This window comes from Pseudomonas sp. B14(2022) (genome assembly GCF_012030485.1).
Classification (GTDB): Bacteria; Pseudomonadota; Gammaproteobacteria; order Pseudomonadales; family Pseudomonadaceae; genus Aquipseudomonas.
Genome location: NZ_JAAUVM010000001.1, coordinates 593,494 through 613,655, shown reverse-complemented (window position 1 = coordinate 613,655; position 20,162 = coordinate 593,494). Strand labels below are relative to the sequence as shown.

17 protein-coding genes are annotated in these 20,162 nt (G+C 60.5%); 11 read left to right on the top strand and 6 right to left on the bottom strand.

Annotated features, from left to right (window positions below; genetic code table 11):
* Positions 1-17: 17 nt before the first annotated feature.
* The 4 genes from frr to rpsB form a co-directional block, all read right to left on the bottom strand.
* Positions 18-575, bottom strand: a complete 558-nt coding sequence (frr, locus tag HCF10_RS02925; RefSeq protein WP_016974404.1) for a ribosome recycling factor — start codon at positions 573-575, stop codon at positions 18-20.
* Positions 572-1,315 (bottom strand): UMP kinase, encoded by a 744-nt coding sequence (pyrH, locus tag HCF10_RS02920; RefSeq protein WP_003172271.1) that lies wholly within the window; start codon positions 1,313-1,315, stop codon positions 572-574. Before pyrH ends, frr begins: the two co-directional genes overlap by 4 nt.
* Before the next feature lie 211 nt (positions 1,316-1,526).
* Positions 1,527-2,390 carry a translation elongation factor Ts gene (tsf, locus tag HCF10_RS02915; protein ID WP_065926460.1) on the bottom strand — a complete coding sequence of 288 codons (864 nt, stop codon included), beginning with the start codon at positions 2,388-2,390 and terminating at the stop codon, positions 1,527-1,529.
* 192 nt (positions 2,391-2,582) lie between these two features.
* A complete protein-coding gene (gene rpsB / locus HCF10_RS02910) occupies positions 2,583-3,320 on the bottom strand; it encodes a 30S ribosomal protein S2 (protein WP_003219330.1) in 738 nt (245 codons plus the stop codon).
* A gap of 387 nt (positions 3,321-3,707) precedes the next feature.
* On the opposite strand from rpsB, the gene map reads away from it, so the two are divergent.
* The 4 genes from map (at position 3,708) to HCF10_RS02890 (ending at position 9,460) form a co-directional block, all read left to right on the top strand.
* Positions 3,708-4,490: a type I methionyl aminopeptidase gene (gene map / locus HCF10_RS02905; RefSeq protein WP_016975842.1), complete on the top strand. Its 783-nt coding sequence runs from the start codon at positions 3,708-3,710 to the stop codon at positions 4,488-4,490.
* A 64-nt stretch (positions 4,491-4,554) separates the two neighbouring features.
* Complete coding sequence (locus tag HCF10_RS02900) at positions 4,555-7,257, top strand: [protein-PII] uridylyltransferase (protein ID WP_145335053.1); 2,703 nt, start codon at positions 4,555-4,557, stop codon at positions 7,255-7,257.
* Positions 7,258-7,316: 59 nt separating this feature from the next.
* Entirely contained in the window at positions 7,317-8,516 is a 1,200-nt protein-coding gene (gene dapC, locus HCF10_RS02895; protein WP_131697258.1) for a succinyldiaminopimelate transaminase, read from the top strand.
* A gap of 176 nt (positions 8,517-8,692) precedes the next feature.
* A complete protein-coding gene (locus tag HCF10_RS02890) occupies positions 8,693-9,460 on the top strand; it encodes a M12 family metallopeptidase (RefSeq protein WP_131697259.1) in 768 nt (255 codons plus the stop codon).
* A gap of 8 nt (positions 9,461-9,468) precedes the next feature.
* On the opposite strand, the gene HCF10_RS02885 is transcribed toward HCF10_RS02890, so the two are convergent.
* Positions 9,469-11,112, bottom strand: coding sequence for a Na+/H+ antiporter (locus HCF10_RS02885; RefSeq protein WP_167654843.1), 1,644 nt, complete (start codon positions 11,110-11,112; stop codon positions 9,469-9,471).
* Between the two features lie 265 nt (positions 11,113-11,377).
* Between HCF10_RS02885 and HCF10_RS02880 the strand changes: the two genes are divergently transcribed.
* The 4 genes from HCF10_RS02880 (at position 11,378) to HCF10_RS02865 (ending at position 14,433) form a co-directional block, all read left to right on the top strand.
* Entirely contained in the window at positions 11,378-11,686 is a 309-nt protein-coding gene (locus HCF10_RS02880; protein WP_231982825.1) for an arsenate reductase, read from the top strand.
* 32 nt (positions 11,687-11,718) lie between these two features.
* Positions 11,719-12,753, top strand: coding sequence for a 2,3,4,5-tetrahydropyridine-2,6-dicarboxylate N-succinyltransferase (dapD, locus tag HCF10_RS02875; protein WP_027604485.1), 1,035 nt, complete (start codon positions 11,719-11,721; stop codon positions 12,751-12,753).
* Between the two features lie 64 nt (positions 12,754-12,817).
* Positions 12,818-14,023, top strand: coding sequence for an aminotransferase class V-fold PLP-dependent enzyme (locus tag HCF10_RS02870; protein WP_167654842.1), 1,206 nt, complete (start codon positions 12,818-12,820; stop codon positions 14,021-14,023).
* Complete coding sequence (locus tag HCF10_RS02865) at positions 14,020-14,433, top strand: SufE family protein (RefSeq protein ID WP_131697263.1); 414 nt, start codon at positions 14,020-14,022, stop codon at positions 14,431-14,433. Before HCF10_RS02870 ends, HCF10_RS02865 begins: the two co-directional genes overlap by 4 nt.
* Positions 14,434-14,454: 21 nt before the next feature.
* On the opposite strand, the gene tcdA is transcribed toward HCF10_RS02865, so the two are convergent.
* A complete protein-coding gene (gene tcdA, locus HCF10_RS02860) occupies positions 14,455-15,270 on the bottom strand; it encodes a tRNA cyclic N6-threonylcarbamoyladenosine(37) synthase TcdA (protein ID WP_131697264.1) in 816 nt (271 codons plus the stop codon).
* Between the two features lie 211 nt (positions 15,271-15,481).
* Here tcdA and HCF10_RS02855 point away from each other — a divergent pair, with 211 nt between their 5' ends.
* The 3 genes from HCF10_RS02855 (at position 15,482) to HCF10_RS02845 (ending at position 20,145) form a co-directional block, all read left to right on the top strand.
* On the top strand, positions 15,482-18,073 hold the full coding sequence (locus HCF10_RS02855) for a glycosyltransferase (protein ID WP_131697265.1): 2,592 nt from the start codon (positions 15,482-15,484) through the stop codon (positions 18,071-18,073).
* A gap of 111 nt (positions 18,074-18,184) precedes the next feature.
* Positions 18,185-19,336, top strand: coding sequence for a succinyl-diaminopimelate desuccinylase (dapE, locus tag HCF10_RS02850; protein ID WP_167654841.1), 1,152 nt, complete (start codon positions 18,185-18,187; stop codon positions 19,334-19,336).
* Positions 19,336-20,145, top strand: a complete 810-nt coding sequence (locus tag HCF10_RS02845; RefSeq protein WP_131697267.1) for a putative RNA methyltransferase — start codon at positions 19,336-19,338, stop codon at positions 20,143-20,145. The genes dapE and HCF10_RS02845 overlap by 1 nt, the downstream gene beginning before the upstream one ends.
* Positions 20,146-20,162 lie beyond the last annotated feature (17 nt).

Sequence of the window (20,162 nt, the reverse complement as noted above, 5' to 3'; positions counted from 1 at the left end):
GAAGGCGTCCTGACCCCTTATACGGCCATCAGGTCCTTTTCTTTTTCTTCCGTGGCCTTGGTGATCTGGGCCTCGGCATCCTTGGTCAGCTTATCGATATCGGCGACGGCACGACGCTCTTCGTCTTCGCTGATTTCCTTGTCCTTGACCAGTTTCTTCAAGTCACCCAAGGCATCGCGACGGATGTTGCGCACGGCAACACGCGCATCTTCAGCGGCGCTGCGGGCCTGCTTGGTGAAGCCCTTGCGGGTTTCTTCAGTCAGGGCCGGCATGGAGATCAGCAGCAACTCGCCCAGGTTGGTCGGATTGAGGTTCAGGCCGGCGCTCTGGATGGCTTTGTCGACTGCGGCGAGCATGTTGCGCTCGAAGGCCACGACTTGCAGGGTGCGCGAATCTTTTACGGTAACGTTGGCCACGCCGCTCAGCGGGGTATCAGCGCCGTAATAAGGCACCATCACGCTGCCCAGAATGCTCGGGTGCGCCTTGCCGGTACGAATCTGGCCGAATGCGTGGCTCAGAGACTCCAGGGATTTCTGCATACGCGCTTGGGCGTCTTTCTTGATTTCATTGATCATTGTTGGCCTTCCTCGATCAGAGTCCCTTCCGCGCCGCCGTGTACGATATTCAGCAGGGCACCGGGCTTGTTCATGTTAAATACGCGCAGTGGCATCTTATGGTCGCGACACAGGCAAATAGCCGTCAGGTCCATCACGCCCAGCTTGCGATCCAGCACTTCATCGTAGGTCAGATGATCGAACTTCTCGGCATGCGGGTCTTTGAACGGGTCTGCGGTGTACACGCCATCTACCTTGGTCGCCTTGAGCACTACGTCAGCATCGATCTCGATGGCGCGCAGGCAGGCAGCCGAGTCCGTGGTGAAGAACGGGTTGCCGGTACCGGCAGCAAAGATCACCACCTCTTTGGCGTTCAGGTGGCGCATGGCTTTGCGACGATCATAGTGATCGGTCACGCCCACCATGGAAATAGCCGACATCACGATAGCCGAAATATTGGCACGCTCCAGGGCGTCACGCATGGCCAGGGCGTTCATCACAGTGGCCAGCATGCCCATGTGGTCGCCAGTGACCCGATCCATACCGGCCGCACTCAGTGCCGCACCGCGGAACAGATTGCCCCCGCCGATCACCAGGCCGACTTGTACGCCGATGCCGACCAACTGGCCGACTTCCAGCGCCATGCGGTCGAGAACCTTGGGATCGATCCCGAACTCTTCCGAGCCCATCAGGGCCTCGCCGCTAAGCTTGAGTAGAATGCGTTTATAGCGAGCCTGATAACCACTGCCCTGCTGAGCCATTGCGAATCTCTCCTGCGGCGTATTTTTAAAAAATTCTTGGCGAGCCATTTACGGCTTGCGTTCACTCTAGCTGGACGCTCTCACAGCGCCATCGGAACACGGCTTTGTAAGCCAGTTCCGAGGGTAAGCCAAATAAAATCGGCCTGCCCATTTGAAAAGAGGCTGCGCGCGTGAGCGGGCAGCCTCTTTCGGGCGACAGTTAAAAACTGTCTTATTGCTTGGCGGCAGCCAGCTGGGCAGCAACTTCTTCAGCGAAGTTGTCGACCGGCTTCTCGATGCCTTCGCCTACCTTGAAGTAAGTGAAGGAAACGATTTCAGCACCGGCTTTCTTGGCCAATTCGCCAACCTTGACTTCAGGGTTCTTGACGAACGCCTGCTCAACCAGGCTTGCTTCGGCCAGGAACTTGCTGATACGGCCCTTGACCATATTCTCAACAATGTTTTCTGGCTTGCCTTTGATTTTTTCTTCGTTCAGCTGCAGGAACACAGCTTTTTCACGCTCGATCGCTTCGGCAGAAACTTCCGAAGGCAGCAGGAACTCAGGGTTGCTGGCCGCTACGTGCATAGCGATGTCCTTGGCCAGCTCAACATTGCCGCCCTTCAGGACAACTGCAACGCCGATCTTGTTGCCGTGCAGGTAACCACCAACTACATCACCTTCAACGCGCACCAGGCGACGGATGTTGACGTTTTCGCCAACCTTGCCGACCAGTACCAGGCGATCAGCTTCTTGAGCGGCGATCAGCGGAGCGACGTCAGTCAGCTTGTCGGCGAACGCTTTTTCAACGCTGGCAGCAACAAAGGCCTTGAAGTCGTCCTGCAGGGCCAGGAAGTCGGTCTGAGAGTTCACTTCCAGCAGAACAGCAGATTTGCCGTCTTCTTTCAGAGCGATAGCGCCTTCAGCAGCCACGTTGCCTGCTTTCTTGGCAGCCTTGATGGCGCCGGAAGCACGCATGTCATCAATGGCTTTTTCGATGTCGCCGTCAGCCTTTTCCAGGGCTTTCTTGCAATCCATCATGCCTTCGCCGGTACGCTCACGCAGTTCTTTAACCAACGCTGCAGTAATTGCTGCCATTTTCAAATTCCTCTTGGATAGGTTTTCAACCATTCCACCCGATCGAACGGGGGATCAATTCTTCCCGAACCACCCTTGTTAGCCGCTGCACGTTACAGGTGATGTAGCTGCGCTGCTCACAAATGGTTTTCGAGGTGGCAAAAAGGGGGCCAAGCCCCCTTTTTGCTTACTGAGTCAACGCCAGGGCGTCAATTACTCAGCTGCGGCTACCGGAGCTTCTTCAACGAACTGCTCAGTACCACCAGCAACGTGGTTGCGACCACGGATTACAGCGTCAGCCATCGAACCCATGTACAGCTGGATAGCGCGGATGGCGTCATCGTTGCCTGGGATGATGTAGTCAACGCCTTCCGGGCTGCTGTTGGTATCGACTACGCCGATAACAGGGATGCCCAGCTTGTTGGCTTCGGTGATCGCGATGCGCTCGTGATCAACGTCGATAACGAACAGTGCGTCAGGCAGACCGCCCATGTCCTTGATACCACCCAGGGAACGATCGAGCTTTTCCAGGTCACGAGTGCGCATCAGCGCTTCTTTCTTGGTCAGCTTGGCGAAAGTACCGTCTTCGGCTTGCACTTCAAGGTCACGCAGACGCTTGATGGAAGCACGGATGGTTTTGAAGTTGGTCAGCATGCCGCCCAACCAGCGGTGATCGACGTACGGCGAACCGCAACGTGCTGCTTCTTCAGCAACGATCTTGCCAGCGGAACGCTTGGTGCCGACGAACAGGATCTTGTTTTTGCCCTGAGCCAGGCGCTCTACGAAAGTCAGAGCTTCGTTGAACATTGGCAGGGTTTTTTCAAGGTTGATGATGTGGATCTTGTTACGCGCGCCGAAAATGTATTTACCCATTTTCGGGTTCCAGTAACGGGTCTGGTGACCGAAGTGCACACCGGCCTTCAGCATATCGCGCATATTGACTTGGGACATGATAGTTCCTTAATAAGTCGGGTTTGGCCTCCACGTATCCCAATGACCAACCAGCGGCATCAAGGCCTCCGGCACCCAGGTCATCGTGTCGACACGTGTGTGGATTTAAGCTTTGCGGGGTATCCCCGGAAAGCGGCGCATTTTATACCACACGAAGGGCGAAAACGAAACACGCAATCACATTTGGCCTGAGCGACTTGTACGCAACCCTTTGAATAGACCCGATATAACCCCACCTGATAGAGAGAAGCGATCGTCAGGGGCTCATGATTTGACGCCCGCGTCTGTTAGAATCGCGTTTTTTGGCGCTTGTGCGAATTCTGCAACCTTTTGTCGCACGCCCGTAAACCGTATTGATTTCAGCGCATCGCGCTAGAGAGAGCCTGTATGACCGTTAGTTTGAAAACCGCCGAAGACATCGCCGGCATGCGCATTGCCGGCAAACTGGCTGCCGACGTGCTGGAAATGATTGCCGAGCACGTCAAGCCCGGCGTTACCACGGAAACCCTGAACCAAATCTGCCATGACTATATAGTCAATGTGCAGGGCGCTATTCCTGCGCCGCTGAACTACAAGGGCTTCCCCAAGTCGATCTGCACGTCGGTCAACCACGTGGTCTGCCACGGGATTCCGGGCGACAAGCCGTTGAAGGACGGCGACACCCTGAACATCGACGTCACCGTGATCAAGGACCGCTACTTCGGTGACACCAGCCGCATGTTCCACGTCGGCAACGTGCCGGTCTGGGCCGAGCGCCTGTCCCAGGTCACCCAGGAATGCATGTACAAAGCCATCGAGATCGTCAAGCCTGGCTGCCGCCTGGGCGACATCGGTGAAGTGATCCAGAAGCACGCCGAAAAGAACGGTTTCTCGGTGGTGCGCGAATTCTGCGGCCACGGTATCGGCACGGTCTTCCACGAAGAACCGCAGATCCTGCACTACGGCCGCGCCGGCACCGGCATGGAGCTCAAGGCAGGCATGACCTTTACCATCGAGCCGATGATCAACCAGGGCAAGGCCGATACCAAGGTGCTGGGCGACGGCTGGACCGCCATCACCAAAGACCGCAAGCTCTCGGCCCAGTGGGAACACACCCTGCTGGTCACCGAGACCGGCTACGAGATCTTCACCCTGCGCGCCGACGACACGATCCCACGCGTTTCGGCGTAAAGGCTGCCAAGGTTTTCCCAAACTGTGTTGTGACTGACTGATAGATAGAAAGGAAAGCCGATCAATGCCCCAGGTGGATCCCGAACTCTTCGACCGTGGCCAGTTCCAGGCCGAGCTGGCTCTGAAAGCGAGCCCCATCGCCGCGTTCAAAAAGGCGATCCGCCAGGCCCGCGAGGTACTCGACGAGCGCTTTCGCAGCGGCCGGGACATCCGCCGGCTGATCGAGGACCGCGCCTGGTTCGTCGATAACATCCTGCAAAAGGCCTGGGAACAGTTCAGCTGGAGCGAAGACGCCGATATTGCCCTGGTGGCGGTCGGCGGATACGGTCGTGGCGAGCTGCACCCCTACTCCGACATCGACCTGCTGATCCTGCTGGACAGCGCCGATCATGAGATCTTTCGCGATTCCATCGAGCGTTTTCTCACGCTGCTGTGGGATATCGGCCTGGAAGTCGGCCAGAGCGTGCGCTCGGTCGATGAATGCGCCGAAGAGGCCCGCGCCGACCTCACCGTCATCACCAACCTGATGGAAAGCCGCACCATCGCCGGCCCCGAGCGCCTGCGCCAGCGCATGCTCGAAGTCACCAGCACCGCGCACATGTGGCCGAGCAAGGACTTCTTCCTGGCCAAGCGCGCCGAGCAGAAGGCCCGGCACCACAAGTACAACGACACCGAATACAACCTGGAACCCAACGTCAAAGGTTCTCCGGGCGGGCTGCGCGACATCCAGACGATTCTGTGGGTAGCGCGTCGCCAATACGGCACGCTGAACCTGCGCGCCCTGGCCGGCGAAGGCTTCCTGGTGGAGAGCGAAAACGCCCTGCTGGCGTCGTCCCAGGAATTCCTGTGGAAAGTGCGCTACGCCCTGCACATGCTCGCCGGGCGCTCCGAAGATCGCCTGCTGTTCGACCACCAGCGCTGCATCGCAACCCTGCTGGGGTTTGAAGGCGAAGACGCGAAGACCAGCATCGAAAGCTTCATGCAGCAGTACTACCGGGTGGTCATGAGCATTGCCCAGCTCAGCGACCTGATCATCCAGCATTTCGAAGAAGTGATCCTGGCCCCGGAAGACGAAGCACCGCCGCAGCCGATCAACTCGCGCTTCCAGCTGCACGACGGCTATATCGAGGCACGCAACGACAACGTGTTCCGCCGCACCCCGTTCGCCATGCTGGAGATCTTCGTGCTGATGGCCCAGCAGCCGGAAATCAAGGGCGTACGCGCCGATACCATCCGCCTGCTGCGGGAAAACCGTCACCTGATCGACGATGACTTTCGCAACGACATTCGCAACACCAGCCTGTTTATCGAGCTGTTCAAGTGCAAGATCGGCATCCATCGCAACCTGCGCCGCATGAACCGCTATGGCATCCTCGGGCGTTACCTGCCGGAGTTCGGTTTCATCGTCGGGCAGATGCAGCACGATCTGTTCCACATCTATACCGTAGACGCCCACACCCTGAACCTGATCAAGCACTTGCGTAAGTTGCAGTACACCCAAGTGTCAGAGAAATTCCCGCTGGCCAGCAAGCTCATGGCCAAACTGCCCAAGCCGGAGTTGATCTACCTTGCCGGCCTGTACCACGACATTGGCAAGGGCCGACATGGCGACCACTCGGAAATCGGCGCGGTCGATGCCGAGGCGTTCTGCCAGCGCCACCAGCTGCCGCTGTGGGACAGCCGCCTGATCGTGTGGCTGGTGCAGAACCATCTGCTGATGTCGACCACCGCCCAGCGCAAGGACTTGTCCGACCCGCAGGTGATCCACGACTTCGCCGGGATCGTCGGCGATGAAACCCACCTCGACTACCTGTACGTGCTGACCGTTTCCGACATCAACGCCACCAATCCGACCCTGTGGAACTCCTGGCGCGCCAGTCTGTTGCGCCAGCTGTACACCGAAACCAAGCGCGCGCTGCGTCGTGGCCTGGAAAACCCGGTGGACCGCGAAGAGCAGATCCGCCGCACCCAAAGCGCCGCCCTGGACATCCTGGTGCGCGGTGGCAACGACCCGGACGACGTCGAGCAGTTGTGGTCGCAACTGGGTGACGACTACTTCCTGCGCCACACCGCCGGCGATGTGGCCTGGCACAGTGACGCGATCCTGCAGCAGCCTGCCGATGGCGGCCCGCTGGTGCTGATCAAGGAAACCACCCAGCGCGAATTCGAAGGCGGCACGCAGATCTTCATCTATGCGCCCGACCAGCACGACTTCTTCGCCGTGACCGTGGCGGCCATGGATCAGCTCAACCTGAACATCCATGACGCCCGGGTCATCACCTCCAGCAGCCAGTTCACCCTCGATACCTATATCGTGCTGGATACCGAAGGCGAGTCCATCGGCGATAACCCGGCGCGGGTGAAAAAGATCCGCGAAGGCCTGACCGAAGCGCTGCGCAACCCCGATGACTACCCGACCATCATCCAGCGCCGGGTACCGCGCCAGCTCAAGCACTTTGCCTTTGCGCCCCAGGTGACCATTTCCAACGACGCCCAACGCCCGGTCACGGTGCTGGAACTCAGCGCGCCGGATCGCCCGGGGCTGCTGGCAAGGATCGGCGGGATTTTTCTGGAGTTCGACCTGTCGTTGCAGAACGCCAAGATTGCAACCCTCGGCGAGCGAGTGGAAGACGTGTTCTTTATTACCGACGCCGACAACCAGCCGCTGTCCGACCCGGAGCTGTGCCTGCGCTTACAGGCGGCGATCGTGCAGCAGTTGAGCGTGCCCCAGGAACCCGGTGTCGAACTGACGCGCCTGACGATTTGATACCAGGAGCGGCCCACCGCTCCCCTCCCAGTTTTTAACGCCTTGCACGAGATCCACCGATGAACAACGCCCTGAATCAGCTCCAGCCCTACCCGTTCGAAAAGCTACGCGCCCTGCTGGGCAGCGTCACACCGAACCCGGACAAGCGCCCGATCGCGTTGTCCATCGGCGAGCCCAAGCACAAGTCGCCGCAGTTCGTTGCCGATGCCCTGGCCAACAACCTCGACCAGATGGCGGTGTACCCCACCACCCTGGGCATCCCGGCTTTGCGCGAGGCCATTGGCGCCTGGTGCGAGCGCCGCTTCGACGTACCCAAGGGCTGGCTGGATCCGGCGCGCAATATCCTGCCGGTCAACGGCACCCGTGAAGCGCTGTTTGCCTTCACCCAGACCGTGGTCAACCGTGGTGACGACGCGCTGGTGGTCAGCCCGAATCCGTTCTACCAGATCTACGAAGGCGCGGCGTTCCTGGCCGGGGCCAAGCCACATTACCTGCCCTGCCTGGATGAAAACGGCTTCAACCCGGATTTCGACGCCGTGTCGCCAGACATCTGGAAACGCTGCCAGATCCTGTTCCTCTGCTCCCCGGGCAACCCGACGGGTGCACTGATCCCGGTCGACACCCTGAAAAAACTCATCGCCCTGGCCGACGAACATGACTTCGTGATCGCCGCCGACGAGTGCTACAGCGAACTCTACTTCGACGAACAAACCCCACCGCCGGGCCTGCTCAGCGCGTGTGTCGAACTGGGCCGCCAGGACTTCAAGCGCTGCGTGGTGTTCCACAGCCTGTCCAAGCGCTCCAACCTGCCAGGCCTGCGTTCCGGTTTTGTCGCGGGCGATGCCGAGATCCTCAAGGGCTTCCTGCTGTACCGCACTTACCATGGTTGTGCGATGCCGGTACAAACCCAGCTGGCAAGTATCGCGGCCTGGCAGGACGAGGCCCATGTGCAGGCCAACCGGGACTTGTACCGCGAGAAGTTTGATGCCGTGCTGGCGATCCTCAAGCCGGTGCTGGACGTACAGGCCCCGGACGGCGGGTTCTACCTGTGGCCGAATGTACAAGGCGATGATGCCGCGTTCTGCCGCGATTTGTTCGTCGAGGAACACGTGACCGTGGTGCCGGGTTCGTACCTGTCCCGGGAAGTGGATGGCGTCAACCCTGGGGCTGGCCGTGTGCGCCTGGCGCTGGTTGCACCGCTTGCCGAGTGCGTGGAAGCGGCTGAGCGAATTCGGGACTTCATTCAGCGTCACCGCTGATCCCAAGGGCCGCTCGCGCGTTCCGGAGCGGCCAACTCAAAGAAAGATCAAGCAACCCTTTGAATGGGAACACGCCCGCGTTTCTCACCCACCAAAAGTAGTAGCCAACAATGATGCCAATGGCAGCCCATGCCGTTCATGGCGGCCTGGCCTTTTACTTTTGATGGAGAGAAGACATGACCGTCTGCAACTTGCCTCCCCCTACTTCCTCATACAACACAGCCGCCTTTACGACGCCCGAATCAAATCCCACCCGGCATAAACGTGGCATCGCCACCCCCGACAAACTCTGGCCACAGCATTCAGTCCTGAAGATAGCTTTGCTGGATATGACGGACGCGCAGAAGACGCTGGTAAAAGCCAATATAAGAAAATGGACGCCTCACACCAACCTGCACTTCAAGTTCGTCGATACAGCGCATGGCGATATCAGAATTACCGCAAATAACACGAGCACTGCAGGCTGGTCGTACATTGGAACGGACGCAAAAAATATCTCCCCCTCTGAACCGACGATGAGCATTGGCTTCGGCAGTTCGCCGGAACGTATTGAGGCGCAGGTGCTACATGAGTTTGGTCATGCGCTGGGTTTAAGGCATGAACACCAGCATCCGGATCGGACATTGGTATTTGATGAGGATGAAGTTTACAAAGATTACGAATCCCGAAATAAAACAAGAGGTGACGCTTACCACGACGTCCTCAAGAAATCACACCGCAGCACCGTGAAAACTTCACCTTACGATGAACAATCAATCATGCATTACAGTTTTTCCAAGCCCCGATTGAAAAGTCCAAACGAAATCCCTAAACCGTTGCAACTGTCGGACGGCGATAAGGGTTTTATTCAATCGCTTTATCCGCAGGACAGCACGCCTGCGGGGCAACTGATTTATACGTTGATGAAGGTGTTAATCAAAACTGATCGCCCTCCAACTGTGTAATACCTCCTCTACTTCACGGGCCCCAAGTTCGCCTCACTCATATCCAGCTCTGCCAGCACCTCTCGCAACACGTCATCACCAATCTGGTGATGACGGCTCAAGCTGTAGAGCTCCAACCGCTGCGCGCGCAGCGCCTTGAGACGCAACTTTCGCTCTAGTTGGTCCATCTGCTGTGCCAATGCCTGGGCTTCGGCCGAGTCATTGAACACTTCCAACTGATGGCGATATTCCGACATCAGGCGTGCCTTGAGTTCAGTGGCCAACGCGGCCTGGGCGGCGTCCTGGGTTGCGATGTCAACGGGCTCCTCTGCCTCCAAGGCATGGATCGCCGCCACGGCGGTTTTTTTCCAGGCCTCGCGCACTTCGTTATGGCGCTTTTCATCCGGACTCTTTTCAACGCCGCGCAAGAGCAGCGGCAGGGCGATGCATGCGGCGATCAGTGACAGCAGGATCACACCGGCCGCGATAAAGATCAGCAGGTCTCGCTCGGGGAAACTCTGGCCCGGCACCAGCAACAATGGCACCGACATTACACCGGCCAGGGTCACCGCACCGCGCACTCCGCCCACGGTCAACAGCCAACAGGAACGCGCGGTCGGCACCAGGGTCAACTCACTTTTCACACGTAGCCGCCGGAGTAAACCCGACAGGCGCCAGATGCTCTGTACCCAGATAAAGCGCAACACCACCAGCACCAGAAAGATCGCAATCACATCCAGGCAGCGATACAACAAGGCGGGCCACAGCGTCGGCTCATGACTGACCACGGCCTTGATGATGTCCGGCAGTTGCAGGCCCAGCAGCAGGAAGATCAGGCCATTGAAAGCAAACTCCAGCAATGACCAGACACTGCGATTGAGCAAACGCGTGCTGGTCTGGCGAGGCAACAGGTCGAGCCAGCTTTGCATCATGCCCGCCGCGACCGCCGACAAGATGCCCGAGGCGCCGAGGCGTTCGGCCAGCACGTAGGCCGCAAACGGCAGCAGCAACATGAACACCACGTGCGTTGCCGGGTCATCCCAACCTCGAGCAATCATCCAGGCACGCAGGCGGCCGACCAGCCAGCTCAGCGCCACCCCGACCGCCAGGCCGCCCACGGCCACCAAAACAAAGGTCAGGCTGGCATCGGCCAGAGAGAACACGCCGGTCAATGCTGCGGCCAAGGCGAACTTGAAGGTCACCAGGCCCGAGGCATCATTCATCAACGCTTCGCCCTGGAGCATATGCATCAGCGGTGTCGGCAAGCGGTTCTGGGCAATCGCCGACACGGCCACGGCATCTGTCGGCGACAACACGGCAGCGAGGGCGAAGGCCACCGGCAGCGGGATCGTCGGCAATAGCCAATGAATGAAGTAGCCAGCACCGACCACGGTGAAAAGCACCAGGCCGACGGCCAGCGTCAGGATCGGCCCACGCAGGCGCCACAATTCGCGCTTGGGCATGCGCCAGCCATCGGAGAACAGCAGCGGTGGCAGGAATAGAAACAGGAACAGCTCCGGGTCCAGCGCCACATGCAGCCCCAGTGTGGGCCAGGCCAGCAAGGCGCCAGCGGCAATCTGCACCAGGGGTAACGGCAGGGGGATGACACGCCCGACCAGACGCGAAACGCTGACCAGCATCAGCAGGATAAGAACGGTGTAGGCGGTTTGCATAACGCGGTTTCCCGGACAATCGACTTGCAACGACACATCAGGCAACAACCAGCCGTTGAAGTGCCATATTACCCGGCTATGTTAAGCGCTGGCTTTTGCACAAAGGTCGCACGATGCTGACGAGCGGCACCCAAACCCGCTGGTCGTGGCATAATCCGTGATCTTTCATTTTCATTGGCACTGACATCAGTAAAGCAGGGGGGGCAATTCCTTGACCGCTTCAAGCAAAACGTTGCACCTTTTCGGCATCAAAGCCTGCGACACCATGAAAAAGGCGCGCACGTGGCTCGATGAGCACGCGGTGAGCTATGAGTTCCACGACTACAAAACGGCCGGTATCGACCGTGAACACTTGACCCAATGGTGCAACGAGCACGGTTGGCAGGTGGTTTTGAACCGTGCGGGCACCACCTTTCGCAAACTCGAAGACGAACGCAAAGCCGATCTCGATCAGTCGAAAGCCATTGAATTGATGCTCGCACAACCCTCGATGATCAAGCGTCCGGTGCTTGATCTCGGTGACAGAACCCTGATTGGCTTCAAGCCAGATAGTTATTCGGCGGCCCTCAAGTAGGCCAGCCCTTCCATTTTTGTAGAGGTAACAGCATGTCCAATTCCCTGTTCAGCCTGGGCTTCGGCGTCGGCACTCAGAACCGCCAAGGTGCTTGGCTGGAAGTGTTTTACGCACAACCCTTGCTCAACCCATCGGCTGAAATCGTTGCCGCCATCGCGCCGATCCTCGGCTACAGCGAAGGCAACCAGGCGATCACCTTCACCGTCGCCCAGGCCCTGCAACTGGCTGACGCGCTCAAGGGCGTCGACGCCACCCAAGCCGCTCTGCTGAGCCGTCTGGCTGAAAGCCACACGCCGCTGGTTGCGACCTTGCTGGCCGAAGACGCCGCACTGACGTCCACCCCAGAGGCCTACCTCAAGCTGCACCTGCTGTCCCATCGCCTGGTCAAGCCACACGGCCTGAGCCTCGCCGGTGTGTTCCCGCAGTTGCCGAACGTGGCCTGGACCAGCCAGGGCGCAATCGACATCAATGAGCTGGCCGAACGCCAACTGGAAGCACGCCTGCGTGGCGAGTTGCTGGAAGTGTTCTCGGTGGACAAGTTCCCGAAAATGACCGACTACGTGGTACCGAGCGGCGTGCGTATCGCTGATGCCGCGCGTATCCGCCTGGGTGCCTATGTGGGCGAAGGCACCACCGTGATGCACGAAGGTTTCGTCAACTTCAACGCCGGCACCGAAGGCCCGGGCATGATCGAAGGCCGTGTATCGGCTGGCGTGTTCGTCGGCAAGGGTTCGGACCTGGGCGGCGGTTGCTCGACCATGGGCACCCTGTCGGGCGGCGGCAACATCGTGATCAAGGTCGGAGAAGGCTGCCTGATCGGCGCCAATGCCGGTATCGGTATCCCGTTGGGCGACCGCAACACCGTGGAGTCGGGCCTGTACGTGACCGCCGGCACCAAGGTTGCATTGCTGGACGAGTCGAACCAACTGGTCAAGGTGGTCAAGGCGCGCGAGCTGGCCGGCCAACCGGACCTGCTGTTCCGCCGCAACTCCGAGACCGGTGCCGTGGAGTGCAAAACCCACAAATCGGCCATCGAACTGAACGAAGCGCTGCACGCTCACAACTAAGCAGCCACTCGATGCCACTAGCGGGCCCCGACCCTGGGGCCCGCTTATACGAGTCTTGAACACCATGCTAGTGCCCTCCCCCTGGCGCGCCGACTTTCCGGCCATCGCCACCCTGCAACGGCAAGACCAGACCTACCTGGACAACGCCGCCACCACGCAAAAACCCCAAGCCTTGCTGGATGCCATCAGCCATTACTACGCCAATGGCGCCGCCAATGTGCACCGTGCCCAGCATTTGCCGGGAGCCCATGCGACCCAAGCCTTCGAGGACAGTCGCAGCAAGGTTGCGCAGTGGTTGAATGCAGGTGACAGCGGGCAAATCGTGTTTACCCACGGCGCGACGTCAGCGCTGAACCTCTTGGCTTATGGCCTTGAGCACTTATTCAATGCGGGCGATGAGCTTGTCATCAGCGCCCTGGAACACCACGCCAACCTATTGCCGTGGCAGCAACTGGCCAAGCGTCGCGCGCTCACACTGGTGCTATTGCCGCTCGACGATGACGGCGTGATCGACCTGCAAGCCGCCGCCGAGTTGATCGGCCCGCGTACGCGCCTGCTGGCGGTAAGCCAACTGTCCAACGTCCTCGGCACCTGGCAGCCGCTGCAAGCCTTGCTGGCGTTGGCCCAGACCCATGGCGCCCTGACCGTGGTCGATGGCGCCCAAGGCATCGTCCACGGCCGTCACGACGTGCAGGCCCTGGGCTGCGACTTCTATGTGTTTTCCAGCCACAAGCTGTACGGCCCCGACGGCGTCGGCGTGCTATATGGCCGCAACGAGGCCCTGCATCACCTGCGCCATTGGCAATTCGGTGGCGAGATGGTGCAACAGGCCGACTACCACAGCGCCAGCTTCCGCCCGGCACCGCTGGGGTTCGAGGCCGGCACCCCACCGATTGCCGGCGTGATCGGCCTGGGCGCGACGCTGGACTACCTGAGTTCGCTGGACCCAAAGGCGATTCTCACCCATGAAGCGGCCCTGCATGACTACCTGTTGCGCGGGCTGCAAGCGCGCAAGGGTGTCCGTGTGCTGGGTTCGCCGCAGGCGGCGCTGGTCAGCTTTGTGGTCGAGGGCGTGCACAACGCCGACCTTGCGCACCTGCTGACCGAGCAAGGCATTGCCGTACGTGCCGGGCATCATTGCGCGATGCCGCTGCTCAAGGCGATGCACTTGTCGGGTGCGATCCGCGTATCCCTGGCGCTGTATAACGACTCCGATGATCTGGAGCGCTTCTTCGAAGCGCTGGACCAGGCGCTGGATATGCTGCGATGAGCCTGCCGGTGGATGCAGTTGCCGCGCTGGAGGCCTTTCAGTCGGTGGGCAGCTGGGAGCAACGCGCGCGAATGCTGATGCAGTGGGGTGAACGTCTGCCCGTATTGGCGGATGAGGAGAAGGTCGATGCCAACCTGGTGCAGGGCTGTGAGAGCCTGGTGTGGTTGGTGGGGCGCTTCGAGCACGGTCATTGGCAATTCGCCGCGAGCAGCGATGCGCGGATGATTCGTGGCTTGGTGGCATTGCTGCTGGCGCGGGTCAATGGGTTGTCGGCGGACGAGTTGCAGGCGGTCGACTTGCCTGACTGGTTCAATCAACTCGGGCTTTCCCGCCAACTGTCGCCATCGCGCAGCAATGGCTTGAATGCAGTCCTGCAGCGCATGCGAACGCTAAGCCATACACAGGACTAAAGGTGGGAGGGGCGGTGCGATTCAGGCGGGTTTGACCCGCTCGGAAGGCCTGCGCACCCCGGCCACAATCTTATCCACCGCCTTGGTCGCCGCGACCATGCCGAAGGTCGCCGTCACCATCATCACCGCGCCAAACCCGCCGGCGCAGTCGAGCTTCACCCCATCACCGACAAAACTCTTCTGCAAACAGATGCTGCCATCCGGCTTGGGATAACGCAGTTGCTCGGTGGAAAACACACACGGCACGCTGTAATGACGGGTCACGGTGCGGGAAAAGCCGTAGTCACGGCGTAAGGTGGAGCGCACTTTCGACGCCAACGGGTCATTGAAGGTGCGGTTCAGGTCGCACACTTGGATCAGCGTCGGGTCGATCTGCCCGCCGGCGCCGCCGGTGGTGATGATCTGGATCTTGCGGCGCTTGCACCAGGCGATCAGCGCGGCCTTGGCGTTGACGGCATCGATGCAGTCGATCACGCAATCGATGTTGGGCGTGATGTATTCGGCCATGGTCTCGCGGGTCACGAAATCTGCCACCGCATGCACCGTGCAGTCCGGATTGATGCCGCGCAAACGCTCGGCCATCACCTCGACCTTGGGCTTGCCCACGGTGCTGTCCAGGGCGTGCAGCTGGCGGTTGCTGTTGCTGACGCAGACGTCGTCCAGGTCGAACAGCGAAATCTCGCCCACCCCGCAGCGGGCCATGGCTTCCGCCGCCCACGAGCCCACGCCGCCGACACCGACGATCGCCACATGGGCCGCTTTCAAGCGTTCCAGGCCTTCAATGCCATACAAACGGGCGACGCCTGCAAACCGCGGATCTTCTGTGCTCATGACCATTACCCCAAAAACCGGCGCGCATTATGGACTACGTAGCGACAAGTTCGAAGCCACAAGCTACAAGTAAAGAACTTAGAGGGTGTTTCGCTGACTAACGTCCGGCTTTTCTCTGTCTGCTATACGCTCAGGGAGCGGCCGGTGTAGGATGCGCGCCGTTCGGCGCAGGCCGACACCTCTTTTCGTTCCGCACCCTTTGGAACCCGAAATAGCCATGTCATCGCGTAAATTTGGACTCAACCTGGTGGTAGTGCTGGCAATTGCCGCGCTGTTCACCGGCTTCTGGGCGCTGATCAACCGCCCGGTCACTGCTCCCAACTGGCCCGAGCAGATCTCCGGTTTTTCCTACTCGCCGTTCCAGCAAGGCCAGTTCCCGCAGAAAGACCAGTACCCCACCGACGAACAGATGCGTCGCGATCTGGAGATCATGAGCAAGCTGACGGACAACATCCGTACTTACTCGGTCGACGGCACATTGGGGGACATTCCCAAGCTCGCCGAAGAGTTCGGCCTGCGCGTAACGCTGGGGATCTGGATCAGCCCGGATCTGGAGCGTAACGAGCGCGAAGTCCAGCGCGCCATCGAGATCGCCAACAGCTCGCGCAGTGTCGTGCGGGTTGTCGTCGGTAACGAGGCCCTGTTCCGTGAAGAGATCACCCCTGAAGCGCTGATTGTGCTGCTGGACCGGGTGCGCGCCGCCGTGAAAGTCCCGGTGACGACCTCCGAGCAATGGCATATCTGGGAAAAGAACCCGCAACTGGCCAAGCACGTCGACCTGATCGCCGCGCACATCCTGCCGTTCTGGGAATACATCCCGATGGACAAGGCCGGCCAGTATGTCCTCGACCGCGCCAAGGATCTGAAGAAACTGTTCCCGAAAAAGCCGCTGCTGCTGTCGGAAGTTGGCTGGCCAAGCAACGGTCGTATGCGCGGTGGCAATGAAACGTCCCCGGCAGACCAGGCGATTTACCTGCGTACGCTGGTGAACAAGCTGAACCGCCAGGGCTACAACTACTTCGTGATCGAGGCGTTCGACCAGCCGTGGAAAGTCAGCGACGAAGGCTCGGCCGGCGCTTATTGGGGCGTGTATAACGCCGCGCGCCAGCAGAAGTTCAACTTCGAGGGGCCCGTCGTTGCCATCCCGCAATGGCGCGTCCTGGCGATCGGATCGGTGGTGCTCGCATTGCTGTCCCTGACCCTGCTGATGATTGACGGCTCATCCCTGCGCCAGCGTGGCCGCACCTTCCTGACCTTTATCGCGTTCCTCTGCGGTTCGGTACTGGTGTGGATCGGCTACGACTACAGCCAGCAATACAGCACGTGGTTCAGCGTGACCGTCGGCATTTTGTTGGCCCTGGGCGCCCTCGGCGTATTCATCGTGTTGCTGACCGAAGCCCACGAACTGGCGGAAGCGGTCTGGACCCACAAGCGCCGGCGTGAATTCCTGCCGGTGGAAGGGGAATCAGACTACCGCCCGAAAGTGTCGATCCATGTGCCGTGCTACAACGAGCCGCCAGAGATGGTCAAACAGACCCTCGACGCTCTGGCCGCGCTCGATTACCCGGACTACGAAGTCCTGATCATCGACAACAACACCAAGGACCCGGCGGTATGGGAACCGGTGCGCGACTACTGCGACACCCTCGGCCCGCGCTTCAAGTTCTTCCACGTCGCACCCCTGGCCGGTTTCAAGGGCGGTGCACTGAACTACCTGATCCCGCACACCGCCAAGGATGCCGAAGTGATCGCGGTGATCGACTCGGACTACTGCGTGTCGCCGAACTGGCTCAAGCACATGGTGCCGCACTTCGCCGACCCGAAAATCGCCGTGGTGCAGTCGCCGCAGGACTACCGCGACCAGAACGAAAGCACCTTCAAGAAGCTCTGCTACGCCGAATACAAAGGCTTCTTCCATATCGGCATGGTCACCCGTAACGACCGCGACGCGATCATCCAGCACGGCACCATGACCATGACCCGTCGCTCGGTGCTCGAGGAGCTGGGCTGGGCCGACTGGTGCATCTGCGAAGACGCCGAACTGGGCCTGCGGGTATTCGAGAAAGGCCTGTCGGCGGCGTACTACCACGACAGCTACGGCAAGGGCCTGATGCCGGATACCTTTATCGACTTCAAGAAACAGCGTTTCCGCTGGGCCTATGGCGCGATCCAGATCATCAAGCGTCACACCGCCAGCCTGCTGCGCGGCAAAGACACCGAGCTGACCCGTGGCCAGCGCTACCACTTCCTCGCGGGCTGGTTGCCGTGGGTGGCGGACGGCATGAACATCTTCTTCACCGTCGGCGCGCTGTTGTGGTCGGCGGCGATGATCATCGTGCCGACCCGGGTCGACCCGCCGCTGCTGATTTTCGCGATCCCGCCGTTGGCGTTGTTCGTGTTCAAGGTGGGCAAGATCATCTTCCTGTACCGCCGTGCGGTGGGCGTGAACCTCAAGGACGCGTTCTGCGCCGCCCTGGCTGGCCTGGCGCTGTCCCACACCATCGCCAAGGCGGTGCTGTATGGCTTCTTCACCACCAGCATTCCGTTCTTTCGTACACCGAAAAACGCGGATAACCACGGCTTCTGGGTAGCAATTTCCGAAGCCCGCGAAGAAATGTTCATCATGCTGCTGCTGTGGGGCGCGGCGCTGGGGATCTACCTGGTGCAAGGCCTGCCGAGCAATGACATACGTTTCTGGGTGGTGATGCTGCTGGTGCAATCGCTGCCGTATGTGGCGGCATTGATCATGGCGTTCCTGTCGTCGCTGCCAAAACCGGCCGTGGCACCTGAGCCTGCACCTGCGGCTTAAAAACTTGCGCAATGCACTAAACGGCGGCCTCTGGCCGCCGTTTTGCTATAAGATAACGGCCGTTTTGTCTGCCCGCCCTGCTCTTCCAAACATGCTTTCCGGAGTTTTCCCATGACGGCCCATGCCGACCTTTCGCCGACCCTTCAACTTGCCATCGACCTGATCCGTCGTCCCTCGGTCACGCCGATCGACGCCGATTGCCAGAAGCTGATGATGCAGCGCCTGGGCGACGCCGGTTTTGCGCTGGAGCCGATGCGTATCGAGGATGTGGACAACTTCTGGGCCACCCATGGCAAGCACGAGGGTCCGGTGCTGTGCTTCGCCGGCCACACCGACGTGGTCCCCACCGGTCCGGTGCACGCCTGGCAGAACGACCCGTTCGACGCATTGATCGACGAAAACGGCATGCTCTGCGGGCGTGGCGCAGCGGACATGAAGGGCAGCCTGGCCGCGATGCTGGTGGCGGCGGAGCGCTTCGTCAGCGACTACCCGGACCACAAGGGCTCGGTCGCGTTCCTGATCACCAGCGATGAGGAAGGCCCGGCGCACCACGGCACCAAGGCCGTGATTGAACGCCTGGCGGCGCGCAAGGAGCGCCTGGACTGGTGCGTCGTAGGCGAACCGTCGAGCACCACCCTGGTGGGCGATGTGGTCAAGAACGGCCGTCGCGGCTCCCTCGGCGCCACCCTGACCGTGCGCGGTGTGCAGGGCCATGTGGCCTACCCGCACCTGGCGAAGAACCCGATCCACCTGGCCGCACCGGCCCTGGCCGAACTGGCCGCCGAACACTGGGACAACGGCAACGCCTTCTTCCCGCCGACCAGCTTCCAGATCTCCAACCTCAACTCTGGCACCGGCGCCACCAACGTGATTCCGGGTGACCTGACGGCGGTGTTCAACTTCCGTTTTTCCACCGAATCCACTGTCGAAGGCCTGCAACAGCGGGTTGCGGCGATTCTCGACAAGCATGGCCTGGACTGGCATGTGGAGTGGGCGCTGTCGGGCCTGCCGTTCCTCACCGAGCCGGGCGCGTTGCTCGATGCGGTGTCGGCCAGCATCAAGGCGATCACCGGGCGTGAGACCCAGGCCTCCACCAGTGGCGGCACTTCCGACGGGCGCTTCATTGCGACCCTCGGCACCCAGGTGGTGGAGTTGGGCCCGGTGAATGCGACGATCCACCAGGTCAACGAGCGGATCCTGGCCAGCGACCTCGATGTGCTGACCGAAATCTATTACCAGACCCTGATCAAGTTGCTCGCCTGATGCTGGCCTGCCCCATTTGCAACGCACCGCTCAATGCGGTGGACAATGGCGTGGCGTGCCCGGCCGGGCATCGTTTCGACCGCGCGCGCCAGGGTTACCTGAACCTGTTGCCGGTGCAGCACAAGAACAGCCGCGACCCGGGCGACAACCTGGCCATGGTCGAGGCGCGTCGTGACTTTCTCAACGCCGGGCACTACGCCCCGGTAGCCAAGCGCCTGGCCGAGCTGGCCGCCGAACGTGCACCGCAGCGCTGGGTGGACATCGGTTGTGGCGAGGGTTACTACACCGCGCAAATCGCCGCGGCCCTGCCCCATGCCGATGGCTACGCGCTGGACATTTCCAAGGAAGCGGTCAAGCGCGCGTGCAAGCGCAACCCGGCGCTGACCTGGTTGATCGCCAGTATGGCCCGCGTGCCGTTGGCCGACGCCAGCTGCCAGTTCCTCGCCAGTGTGTTCAGCCCGTTGGACTGGCAAGAGGCCAAGCGCCTGCTCAGCCCGGGCGGCGGCCTGATGAAGGTCGGCCCTACCAGCGGCCATCTGATGGAACTGCGCGAGCGCCTGTACGACGAAGTGCGCGAGTACACCGACGACAAGCACCTGGCCCTGGTGCCGGACGGCATGAGCCTGGCGCACAGCGAAACCCTGGAATTCACGTTGAGCCTGGCCGAGCCCCAGGACCGCGCCAACCTGCTGGCCATGACCCCTCACGGCTGGCGCGCCAGTGCCGAACGCCGTGCCGAGGTGATCGAGGCGGCCGAACCGCTGCTGGTCACGGTATCGATGCGCTACGATTATTTCGTGCTTCAATAACCGACTTTTAAACATCC